At 73.3% G+C, this 11,301-nt stretch carries 9 protein-coding genes and 1 pseudogene; 3 read left to right on the forward strand and 7 right to left on the reverse strand.

Annotated elements, in window-relative coordinates:
* Positions 1 to 202: 202 nt before the first annotated feature.
* Positions 203 to 1,660, reverse strand: a complete 1,458-nt coding sequence (ahcY, locus tag BN12_RS20410; protein WP_048555339.1) for an adenosylhomocysteinase — start codon at positions 1,658 to 1,660, stop codon at positions 203 to 205.
* 306 nt (positions 1,661 to 1,966) lie between these two features.
* Here ahcY and BN12_RS20415 point away from each other — a divergent pair, with 306 nt between their 5' ends.
* Together BN12_RS20415 and BN12_RS20420 are read left to right on the forward strand one after the other, a co-directional pair.
* Entirely contained in the window at positions 1,967 to 2,893 is a 927-nt protein-coding gene (locus BN12_RS20415; protein WP_048555341.1) for a DUF808 domain-containing protein, read from the forward strand.
* A gap of 5 nt (positions 2,894 to 2,898) precedes the next feature.
* Complete coding sequence (locus BN12_RS20420) at positions 2,899 to 3,426, forward strand: YbaK/EbsC family protein (RefSeq protein ID WP_048555343.1); 528 nt, start codon at positions 2,899 to 2,901, stop codon at positions 3,424 to 3,426.
* A 38-nt stretch (positions 3,427 to 3,464) separates the two neighbouring features.
* Here BN12_RS20420 and BN12_RS20425 read toward each other — a convergent pair whose 3' ends face one another.
* The 4 genes from BN12_RS20425 to BN12_RS20440 all read right to left on the reverse strand — a co-directional run bounded on the left by BN12_RS20425 (position 3,465) and on the right by BN12_RS20440 (position 6,860).
* Positions 3,465 to 4,622, reverse strand: a complete 1,158-nt coding sequence (locus tag BN12_RS20425; RefSeq protein WP_048555344.1) for an SIS domain-containing protein — start codon at positions 4,620 to 4,622, stop codon at positions 3,465 to 3,467.
* A gap of 22 nt (positions 4,623 to 4,644) precedes the next feature.
* Positions 4,645 to 4,833 (reverse strand): Trm112 family protein, encoded by a 189-nt coding sequence (locus BN12_RS20430; RefSeq protein ID WP_048555346.1) that lies wholly within the window; start codon positions 4,831 to 4,833, stop codon positions 4,645 to 4,647.
* Positions 4,830 to 6,254: a phosphomannomutase/phosphoglucomutase gene (locus BN12_RS20435; RefSeq protein ID WP_048555348.1), complete on the reverse strand. Its 1,425-nt coding sequence runs from the start codon at positions 6,252 to 6,254 to the stop codon at positions 4,830 to 4,832. The genes BN12_RS20430 and BN12_RS20435 overlap by 4 nt, the downstream gene beginning before the upstream one ends.
* Before the next feature lie 231 nt (positions 6,255 to 6,485).
* Positions 6,486 to 6,860 (reverse strand): DUF3499 domain-containing protein, encoded by a 375-nt coding sequence (locus BN12_RS20440; RefSeq protein ID WP_048555350.1) that lies wholly within the window; start codon positions 6,858 to 6,860, stop codon positions 6,486 to 6,488.
* 61 nt (positions 6,861 to 6,921) lie between these two features.
* On the opposite strand from BN12_RS20440, the gene BN12_RS20445 reads away from it, so the two are divergent.
* Entirely contained in the window at positions 6,922 to 7,320 is a 399-nt protein-coding gene (locus tag BN12_RS20445; RefSeq protein WP_235432478.1) for a metallopeptidase family protein, read from the forward strand.
* A 1,071-nt stretch (positions 7,321 to 8,391) separates the two neighbouring features.
* Here the strand turns inward: BN12_RS20445 and BN12_RS24770 are convergent.
* The gene (locus BN12_RS24770) at positions 8,392 to 9,882 is read right to left on the reverse strand and encodes a DUF5719 family protein (protein ID WP_048555352.1); all 1,491 of its coding nucleotides are present in this window, start codon (positions 9,880 to 9,882) and stop codon (positions 8,392 to 8,394) included.
* Positions 9,879 to 11,301, reverse strand: a pseudogene (locus BN12_RS20455) (hypothetical protein); the annotation flags it as partial. The pseudogene BN12_RS20455 and the gene BN12_RS24770, both read right to left, overlap by 4 nt.

The raw sequence follows: 11,301 nt of genomic DNA on the forward strand, positions 1-11,301 counted from the left end.
ACCCGGTCACCAGATACCTCCAACCCAGCCGAGCACCCACGACTCGAGGTATCCAGCGCCCACCGCACGGGCACCGAAGCCTCGACCGAATGACGAGGGGAGGATTCGAGGCCCCCACGTGATCGAGCTAGCCACCACCGACATCCAGGGGTGCGGGGGCAGAGCCCCTGCCGGGGACACCCGGGGGCGGAGCCCCCATGTATCAGTAGCGGTAGTGCTCGGGCTTGTACGGGCCGGCGACGTCGACGCCGAGGTACTCGGCCTGTCCCTTGGTCAGCTCGGTGAGCCGGACGCCGAGCGCCTCGAGGTGGAGCCGGGCGACCTTCTCGTCGAGGACCTTGGGCAGCGTGGTGACCGTCGGGCGACCGTCGGCGTCGACGTAGTCCTCGGCCTTGGCATACAGCTCGATCTGGGCGATCGTCTGGTTGCTGAAGCTGTTGCTCATGACGAAGCTCGGGTGACCGGTGGCGTTCCCGAGGTTCATGAGCCGGCCCTCGGACAGGACGATGATCGAGTGTCCGTCGGCGAAGGTCCACTCGTGGACCTGCGGCTTGATCTCGGTCTTCGTGATGCCGGAGATGCGGGCGAGGCCGGCCATGTCGATCTCGTTGTCGAAGTGCCCGATGTTCGACACGATCGCCTTGTTCTTCATCCGGGACATGTGCTCGGCGGTGATGACGTCGTAGCAGCCGGTCGTCGTGACGAAGATGTCGCCGTACTCGCACGCGTCGTCCATCCGGACGACCTGGTGACCCTCCATCGCGGCCTGGAGTGCGCAGATCGGGTCGACCTCGGTGACGACGACGCGGGCGCCCTGGCCGGCGAGGGCAGCGACGACGCCCTTGCCGACGTCGCCGTACCCCGCGACGACGGCGACCTTGCCGCCGATGAGGACGTCCGTCGCACGGTTGAGGCCGTCGACGACCGAGTGGCGGCAGCCGTACTTGTTGTCGAACTTGCTCTTGGTCACCGCGTCGTTGACGTTGATGGCCGGGAAGAGGAGGTCACCGGTCCGGGCCAGCTCGTAGAGGCGGTGGACACCGGTCGTCGTCTCCTCGGTGACGCCCTTGATCCGGGCCGCGACGGCCGTCCACTTCCCGGGGTCCTCGGCGATCGTCGAGCGGACGAGGGCCTTGAAGACGCCGAACTCCTCGCTGTCGTCCTCCGTCGTCGGCGGGACCTGGCCGGCCTTCTCCCATTCCGCGCCCTTGTGGACGAGCATCGTCGCGTCGCCCCCGTCGTCGAGGATCATGTTGGCGCCCTGCTCGGGGCCGCCCGGCCACGTGAGGATCTGGTTCGTGCAGGCCCAGTACTCCTCGAGGGTCTCGCCCTTCCACGCGAAGACAGGGACGCCGGCGGGCTCCTCGACGGTGCCGTGCGGGCCGACGACGACCGCCGCGGCGGCCTCGTCCTGGGTGGAGTAGATGTTGCACGAGGCCCAGCGGACCTCTGCACCGAGCGCGACGAGCGTCTCGATGAGGACGGCGGTCTGCACCGTCATGTGGAGCGATCCCGCGATGCGGGCGCCCGCGAGGGGCTGGGCGGCGGCATACTCCGCGCGCAGCGCCATGAGGCCGGGCATCTCGTGCTCGGCGAGTCGGATCTGGTGACGGCCGGCCTCGGCGAGGCTCAGGTCGGCAACCGTGAAGTCAAAGGACATGCGGATTACTCCCGAAGGGTGACTGGTTGGCTCCTCGACCCGGCGCAGCCCATCTGGGCATCTCGCGGTGGAGGCGGGGCATCTCCCGCGCCGGCGGCCGCCAGTCTAGCGACTCCTCGCCCGGGGACCCGCGCAGACACTCGCGCGGCCCCCGCCTGGGTGGCCGCTGGGCGACCCCTGAGGGCCCGCTGGATGGCCCCTGAGGGCCCGCTGGGTGTCCCGCCGGGGCACCCTTCACCTGCCGGCGACGCTCGGAGGCCGGCCCGGGAGACGGTTCGCAGGCCACCGGCACAGTAGCCTTACCGCGTGTCCGCCGGCCTGTTCGCCCTGCTCGACGACGTCGCGCTGCTCGCCAAGGCAGCGGCCGCGTCGATCGACGACGTCGGCGCGGCGACCGCCCGCGCGAGCGCCAAGGCGACCGGTGTCGTCGTCGACGACACCGCGGTCACCCCCCGCTACGTCCATGGGTTGGCCGCCGAGCGCGAGCTGCCGATCGTCAAGCGGATCGCGAAGGGATCGCTGCGCAACAAGCTCATCATCATCCTCCCGGTCGCCCTCGTCCTCTCCCAGTTCCTCCCGTGGGCCCTCACGCCGATCCTCATGCTCGGCGGCACCTACCTGTCCTTCGAGGGCGCGGAGAAGGTGTGGGAGAAGGCGTCCGGCACGAGCCATGCCGAGCGCGCCGCCGCCGTCGACGAGGAGAAGATCGTCGTCAGCGCCGTGCGGACCGATCTCATCCTCTCCGCCGAGATCATGGTCATCGCGCTCGGCGAGGTGGCCGACGAGCCCTTCCTCGCCCGCGCGATCATCCTCGTCATCGTCGCCATCCTCATCACCGCGCTCGTCTACGGCGTCGTCGGGCTCATCGTGAAGATGGACGACGTCGGGCTGAGCCTCGCCCAGCGTGGTGACGGGGCGGTCGCCCACCTGGGCCGTGGCCTCGTCGCCGCGATGCCGAAGGTCCTCACGACGCTCTCGACGGTCGGGGTCGCGGCGATGCTCTGGGTCGGCGGCCACATCGTCCTCGTCGGTCTCGACGAGCTCGGCGTCCACGCGCCGTACTCACTCGTCCATCATGCGGAGCACGCCGTCCATGACGCGACGGGCGCGCTCGGCGGAGTTCTCGGGTGGCTGACGAACACCGCCGGGTCGGCGCTGTTCGGGCTCCTCCTCGGCGCCGTCGTCGTCGCCGTCATGCACGTCGTGCCGCGTCGCGGCGGGAAGGGCCACTGAGTCGTATGCCATCCGCCCGGGGAACGCTGTCCTGGTCACCTGCCGTCGAGCGCGCGGACCTGCTCGCCCCGCCCGTCGCGGCTGCCGTCGGCGTCGTGCCGTCCGCCCTCGTCGCCCCCATCGACCCGACCCTCGCCGACACGGCCGCCTTCTGCGCGGCATACGACGTCGCGCCCGAGGCCTCCGCGAACTGCGTCGTCGTCGCAGGGCGCCGGGGGGACGTCGAAACGTATGCCGCCGTCATGGTCCTCGCGACCGACCGCGCCGACGTCAACGGCACCATCCGCAAGCACCTCGGGGTACGCCGGATCTCCTTCGCGCCGATGGACGAGGCCGTGGGCCGCACGGGGATGGAGTACGGCGGGATCACGCCCGTCGGCCTCTCGGACGACTGGCCGGTGCTCGTCGACGAGCGGGTCGTGGCCGCCGGTGACGTCGTCGTCGGCAGCGGGATCCGGGGCAGCAAACTGCTCCTCCCGGCCGCCGCGCTGCTCACCCTGCCCGGCGCCGTCTCCCTCGCGCTCACCCGCTGAGCCGCGGCCCGAACTGTTCGCCGGCCGGGGCCCACCGATCAGCGGGTCCGGTCGCGGAGGTCGGCGACGTGCGCCGACCCGGCCGGGTCGAGGCCGAGACCGATCGCGAGGTAGGTCGCGGTGTAGTCGACGAGGGCGATCTGGTCCGCGAGGCGGACGAGGGGCGGTCCGCCGGGCGCGACCTGCTCCCACACCTTGACGCCGGCCTCCTGGGCCGAGTCGGCGACCGCCTGGGCGAGGTTGTGGCGCGCCGCGTCGGCCTCGGTCACCGGGTCCGGCAGCGGCTCCCGGAGCATGAGGAGCCCGAGCCGCGGCCGGGCGGGGGCGTCGAGGAAGGGGTCGGCGAAGATGTCGTCGACCCGCCCGTCGACGGCGCCCGTGCCGTACGGCCCGTCGAAGGCGGCGACGACCTGGGAGGCGGCGTCGGGAAGCTCGCCGCAGGTCGTCGGTATGCGAGCCGTCCGGCTCACCATGGCCGCCGCCCGGGCCGCGACGACGCCGGTCAGCGCTCCGTCGCCGAGGACGACGGGCACCGTCTCGCCGAGCCCGACGGCGAGGATCTTCGCCGGGTTGACGAACGACTCCGACGACGGCCGGCATTCCTCGGCCTTCGTGTCGAGGGCGTCGGCGACCTCGTCGAGAAGGTCGTCGATGGGCTCGACGACGCCCGCCGCGGCGGCACCGAGGAGCGCCGGGACGAGGAGCGACCACAGCGAGCCTCGGGAGGTCGCGTCGCCGCCCTCGGGATCGACGTGGACGCCGCGGTACCGCGCCGCGACATCGGCGAGAGGTGAGTCGACGGCGCCGACGGTCAGCAGGGACGCGCCGCGGCGGCCCGCCTCGGCGGCCAGGGCGAGCGGGCCGGGAGCACGGCCGGACTGGGAGATCGCGATGACGAGGTCGAGGGGGCCCACCCATCCGGGGAGTGGCACGTTGCGGCGCGTCGCGACGGAAACGGGCGATCCGGCCTCGGCGAGCAGGTCGAGGACGTCCCCCACGACCGCGCTCGCGCCGACGGCGGCGACGAGGACCGCCCGGGGCCGATCCCCTCCCGCGACGCGGTCGACGCCGCTCTCGTGGGCGAGGACCCTGGTGCGCCGGACGTTGGCGCCCGCCAGCGCGAGGGTCCGGAGCACGTCGCGACGGTCGATCTCCGCGACGGACTGCGGGTCGTCGAGCCGCGACTCGTCGATCATCGGCGGCGGACCGGCCGGCGCCTCAGGGGCGCCGCGCCTCGTCGACGAGGAGGACGGGGATGCCGTCGTCGACCCGGTAGACGAGGCCGCAGCCGGCATTGGTGCAGGCCAGCTCGGGAGCGGCCGGATCGCCGGCGTCGGCGAGCTCGCCGCGGCAGGCGGGGCAGCGCAGGATCTCGCGGAGCCAGGGCTCGACGATGTGCTCGGTCATGGGGTTCCTCTCACGATGGCCAGAACATCATCGCGCACCTGGGCCATGACGGCGCCGTCCGACGCCTCGACGTTGAGCCGGAGCAGCGGCTCGGTGTTCGACGGGCGGACGTTGAACCACCACTGCCCCTCCGCGTCGCTCACCGTCAGGCCGTCCAGCTCGTCGACGGTCGCCCCCCGGTCCGCGGCATACCCCCGGACCCGCTCCGTGGCGGCGTGGACGTCGGCGACCGTCGAGTTGACCTCGCCGGACGCGGCATACCGCTCGTATGCCGACGCGAGCCGCGACAGCGGGCCCTCCTGCTCCCCGAGGGCGGCGAGGACGTGGAGCGCCGCGAGCATCCCGGTGTCGGCGAACCAGAAGTCGCGGAAGTAGTAGTGCGCGCTGTGCTCCCCGCCGAACACCGCTGCGGTCCGGGCCATCTCGGCCTTGATGAAGGAGTGGCCCACGCGGGTGCGCACCGGCTCGGCGCCGAGGTCGCGGACGAGCTCGGGCACCGTGCGGGAGGTGATGACGTTGTGGACGATCCGCACGTCCGCCACCGGTGTGCCCGATGCCACGGCCTTGCCGACCTCCCGCTCGGCGATGAGGGCCGTGATGGCGCTCGGCGAGACGGCGGCGCCCCGCTCGTCGACGACGAAGCACCGGTCGGCGTCGCCGTCGAAGGCGAGCCCGAGGTCCGCGCCGTGCTCGACGACGGCGGCTTGGAGGTCGACGAGGTTCGCGGGGTCGAGGGGGTTCGCCTCGTGGTTGGGGAAGGTGCCGTCGAGGTCGAAGTATAGCGGCACGAGCTCCAGCGGCAGCGGCTCGAGCCCGGCGGCCGTCCCGAGGACGGCCGGGGCCGTGAGCCCGGCCATGCCGTTGGCTGCGTCGACGACGACCCGGAGGGGGCGGCCGCCGCGGAGGTCGACGAGGGAGCGGAGGAACCGGGCGTAGTCGGCGAGGACGTCCCGCCGGCTGATGACGCCCGGGACGGTGGCGGTCATCGGCTCCGTCGCGCCGTCGAGCATGGCCTGGGCGAGGTCTCGGATCTCGCCGAGGCCGCTGTCCTGGCCGACGGGTCGGGCCGCCGAGCGGCACAGTTTGATCCCGTTGTATGCCGCGGGGTTGTGGCTCGCGGTGAACATCGCCCCGGGTGCGTCGAGGGCCCCGCTGGCGTAGTACAGCTCGTCGGTGCTCACGAGGCCGACGAGGATCGTGTCGACGCCCGCCGCGCCGACACCGTCGGCGAACGCCTGAGACAGCTCGGGCGAGGAGGGGCGCATGTCGTGTCCGACGACGACGGCCGGCGCCCCGTCGGCGAGGGCGACGACGTCGGCGAACGCGGCGCCGATGGCATACGCGACCCTCGTGTCGAGCTCGTCGGGGACGAGGCCGCGGACGTCGTAGGCCTTGACGAAGCGACTGAGGTCGACGGGCACGCGGGAACCTCCGGGAGGGTGGACGAGCGGGCCTTCGATCCTACGGCCCGACCGCCCGATGGCCGGGTCGACCGGCTTTGTTCAGGCGTCCTGGTCAGTGAGGACTCTCGTGTGGCTGCGGCCGGTGCCGTTCGCGGACTCCGGCGACCGCCCTGCTCAGGCGTCGTGGTCGGCGAGGACCCTCGTGTGACCGCGGGCGGTGCACCTCGCGGACTCCGGCGGTCGCCCTGCTCAGGCGTCGTGATCGGTGAGCACCCGCAGGTGACCGCGGCGCAGCACCTCGCGGACTCCCGCGACCGGTTCGGCCGGCTGGGGGACGGCCCGTGCCACGGGTGCGCGGCCCGCCTCGCGGACGGCATCGGCGAGCGCCAGCAGGTCGTCGTGGGTCGGCGGCGGCTCGACGTAGTCCCCCTCGAGCCGGACGATCTCCCAACCCCGAGGGGCGGTGAGGCTCTCGGCGTGCACTGCGCACAGGTCGTAGGTGTGCGGCTCGGCATACGTCGCGAGCGGGCCGACGACCGCCGTGGAGTCGGCGTAGACGTACGTGAGTGTCGCGACGGCCGGCCGGCGGCAGGCGTTGCGCGAACACTGACGGCTGATGCTCACGGAAGCAGGCTAGGTCACGGGTCCGACAGCGGCCCGGCAGCCACGCCGTAGCATGCGGTAGGTGAGACGACGCGACCGTCACGAGCGCGGCCCCCGCGGCCCGCTGGCGTGGCCGCGGGTGCCCGCGATGCGGAGCCGACGGGAGGCCTTCGACGAGCTCGTCCTCGACAGCGCCGACCGCCTCGAGAAGGTTCTCGCCGACCATCGGGTCGAGGTGGAGTTCGCCGTCGAGGACGTGCCGCCGAGCGATCCGGCGCCGTGGGAGGAGCAGGTGGCCCCCCTCGGCCGGTACTTCCCCGCGCAGGGGCGGCTCGCCCACCGGATCGTCGTCTATCGGCGCCCCATCGAGGCTCAGGCCCGCGATGAGATGGACCTCGCGCTCATCGTCCACGAGGTGGTCCTCGAGCAGGTGGCCGCTCTCCTCGGCGTGCCGCCGGGCGAGCTCGACGACGGCGACTGACCGCGCCACCCTCCCGGCAGGTGTGGGCATTCCGTGGTCGACTCGGTTCGGCGACCACGACAACCCCACACGTGCCGAGGCACGATGCGGCAGGTGCGGGCATTCCGTGGTCGGAAGCGCCCGGCGACCACGACAACCCCGCACGTGCCGACGTGATGCTCTCCGGTCTGGAACTCGACCGCGACAACCCCGCACGTGCCGAGTTGATGCTCTCGAACCGGCCGCGCAACGACATCAACTCGGCACGTGCGAAGGAACGTCCGCACGTGCCGAGGTCTTGTCGTCTCCCCGCGCGTCCGACGAGGACCGGACCGCACAGTAGGCCAGCCTGCACACGAACCGGCCGGGCAGCCGGCGCCCACGTCCACGGCCGTCAGCACTCAGCGAATGGCGACGACGCGTCGAATCCTTGTGGGGAAGATGGTTAGCGTCATAGCTCTGGCCATCTTCCCCACAAGCGTTCGGGAGCCTGCACGACTCGGCAGATGCGGGCATTCCGTGCTCGGAACACCTCCGTGACCACGACAACCCGCACGTGCCGAGCTCTTGTCGTCCGCCGTGCGTCCGATGAGGACCCGACCGCACAGTGGGCCCGGCATCCACGGCCACGGCCGTCAGCACTCAGCGAATGGCGACGACGCGTCGAATTCTTGTGGGGAAGATGGTCAGCGTCATAGCTCTGGCCATCTTCCCCACAAGCGTTCGGGAGCCTGCACGACTCGGCAGATGCGGGCATTCCGTGCTCGGAACACCTCCGTGACCACGACAACCCCGCACGTGCCGAGTTCATGTCGTCTCCCCGCGCATCCGGTGAGGACCCGACCGCACGTGCCGAGTTGATGCTCTCGAACCGGCCGGGCAATGACATCAACTCGGCACGTGCGGAGGAAGCCCAGCAGCTGACGCGGTCGGACGCCGCCGCAGCCAGCGGCAGGGAACAGCCCGAGGCCGGTCAGGGCGCCAGTGACCCGGACGCAGCCGGTCAGGGCGCCAGGAACCCGAGACGCAGCCGGTCGGCGCGCCGGAGACCGGATGAGGTCCGCCAGGCACCCGGGACGCGGACGAGGCCGGTCAGGGCAGGGGGACGACCGCCGTCGAGGCGGCGGTGAGGGGGGCGGGAGCGAGCCCGACGACCGAGATGAGCGGCGAGCCGCTCGCCGGCACCGTGCTCACGACGGCTCCGCGCACCGCACCCGTGCCCGCGGTCCGGTGCACCCAGATCGCGCGCACTCCAGAGGGCAGGGCGAGCGAGGCGGTCGAGTCCTCGCCGATGCCGACCGCGCGTGTCGAGGCCCTGCCGTCCTTGGCGACCACCGTGACGGCGACGGTGGCCGTGGCACCGCTGCTCACGAGCCCGAGCGTCCGTGACGGCGGACGTCCCGAGGTGGCGGGGAAGGTCGTCCCGGCGAGCACGCCGACGGGCTCGGCGGCCGCGGACCACGCGAAATCGCCGACCCCGCTGCCGGACCGCCGGAAGACGACGGCTCCGGCGACGACGGGCTCGTCGGAGGTGACCTGGACCGCATACGTGCCGGCCGGCACCCCGGACAGGTCGAACTCGGCGACGGAGTGACCGGCGACCGTCGCGACCCCGCCCTTCGGCAGGGGCGCTCCGCCCGAGGCCGAGAGGGTGCGAACCTGGACGACCGCCTCGTGGGAGCCCGTGACGGCGACGCGCAGGCGGCCCTGACCGGCGAGCGCCACGGCCGGGATGACGACGGTCCTGCCGGGCGCGGCCGTCGGCGTGACGTCGTCCGCGCCGGCGGGGACGGAGCCGTCGAGCCAGGTGTCGGCGAGGGCAGCGTAGACCAGACCCCCGCGCGTCGTCACGTGGGCGACGGGCGACTTCTCCGTGCTCGAGAGCGCGTCGAGCAGGATCGTCGTACGTCCGTGGGCGGGGACGACGACGCCGGTGCCGTTGGGGCTGCGGACCGGTCCGGACGCGCCGATGAGCGCGACGTCGGCCGTCACGACGTTGGCCCCCGGGTTCGCGAGGACGAGCCGCTCCTGGCGCCCGGGCGCCCCCGCACCGCCGACGAGCCACGCGTCGTCGGTGGGCGCGAGGCAGGAGGCGGTGACCAGGCCGCGCAGGGACGTCCCCGTCGTCGACCACTCCTGGGTCGCGACGAGGCCGGGGGCCAGTCCCTTCGTCGCCCCGACCGCGACCGCACCGGACGCCGGCAGGCCCGCCGAGACGGAGGACGGGGACGGGGCGGACCCGGTCGACGCGCCCGCTGAGAGGGCGCCGACGTGCAGCGTGCCCGCGCCCGGAGGACGACCGAGGAGAGGGGTGACGGTCGCGGCCGGCGGAGCCGCTGCGGTGACCCGACCGGGCGTCGCGACGTCTCTGACACCCGGTATGCCGGTGAGCTCCCGCCCGGGGCAGATCAGCTCGGCCTCGCGGACGGTCGTCTGCGAGGTTCCCGTCGTCGTGCTCCGGGTGGCCGTCGAGAGGTCGGCAGACCATGATGTCGTCTCGGCGACCCGGACGGCACCCGCGGCGACACCCGCGACGAGGACGAGCCGGCCGACGCCCCAGGCGAGACGACCTGCGGCGCTCATCGGGCCTGCTCCAGACGGCGACTGGTGGGATCGGTCCGGCGACCGGTCGGCACGGCGAGGTAGAGGACGAGGACCAGCAGGGCGAGCTGTCCGAGACGCCACCATGGATGCGGCGGGTCGACGGACACGGTGAGATGGGTCGTGCCGGCGGGCACGGCATACGTCGGAGCACCGGAACCGGTCCTCGCGATGAGGACGCGGTCGCCCGCGCGAACGGTCGCCCGCGAGGCCCACTCGGCCGGCTGGGCCACGACGAGGGTGGCCGCCCTCGGCACCGACACGGAGGCCGAGGTGGCCCCGTGCTGGCCGGTGACGGCGACGGCGGTCGACGTCTCGCCGGAGACGAGCCGCATCCGCGGGGTGCCGACGGCCGTGGCCTTCGCCGCGCCGGCGGGTGGCTGGACCCGCCAGTACTCGTAGCCCTCGCGCGAGCCCATGCGGACCAGGCCCGGCGTGGCGTCGAGACGCTGCCCGATGGCCTCGCCCGCCGTGGAGGACACGCCGACGAAGCCGACACCGAGGGTGAGGAGCCGGCCGTGGACCGTGGCTGCGTCGGTCCCGTCGACGACCGAGCGGACGACGGCGGCCGTCTGGGCGGCCCCCCGCGCGTCGGCGGTCGGGAGGTCGCGCACGAGGGTGGGAGCCTCCTTGGCGACGAGGCGGTACCCCATCGCGCTCCCCTCCGGGCGGAGCAGGAGCGAGCGGTTGGCGAGGCCACCCTCGGCCTGGTCGACGGCGACGGCGGGCCGCGGGTCGGTCCAGGCGCGCAGGCCGGCCACGCTGTCCCAGCCATGGAGGGCGAGCCCACCGACCGCGGTGACGAGGACCACCGCGGCGACCGGCCCGCGCAGGAGGGCCGTCCATCCGCCGCGGCGCGTGCTCATCGGCAGGTCGGAGAGGCCGACGAGGACGAGCGCGAGCAGCGCGAGGACCGTGACGAGCATCGGCAGGCCCCACCACGGGGTGATCGGCTCGCCGGCACCGCTCATCCCGACGGGCACCGTCCCGAGCCGCAGCCGGGGGGCCACGAGGGTCGCGGCGAGGCCGAGCACCGCGAGGAGCCCGAGCGCCAGCCCCGGCAGGGCTCGCCGACGGCCGCGCAGGAGACAGAGGAGGCCGACGCCGACGACCGGAAGCGTCGCATACCAGGGGTATGCCGTGCCGCCCGGGTCGAGCGCGGCGAGATGGAGCAGCTCCGGAGGGGTGCTGCCGTAGGCGAGCAGACCTGGGCCCCCGAGCAGCCGCACCGGATCGGTGACGAGGTCGACGCCCCACGGGCCGAGGAGCGCGACCGGCACGACGAGGGCGAGGAGGGCCCGCACGCGCGCCGCCCCCGGGGCGAGGACGACGCCGACGAGCAGAACGGCGAGGAGCAGGGCCAGGAGCGCCGGCGCGAAGGCGCCGAGGACGGCCGCGGCG

Source organism: Nostocoides japonicum T1-X7 (assembly GCF_001046855.1).
Classification (GTDB): Bacteria; Actinomycetota; Actinomycetes; order Actinomycetales; family Dermatophilaceae; genus Nostocoides; species Nostocoides japonicum.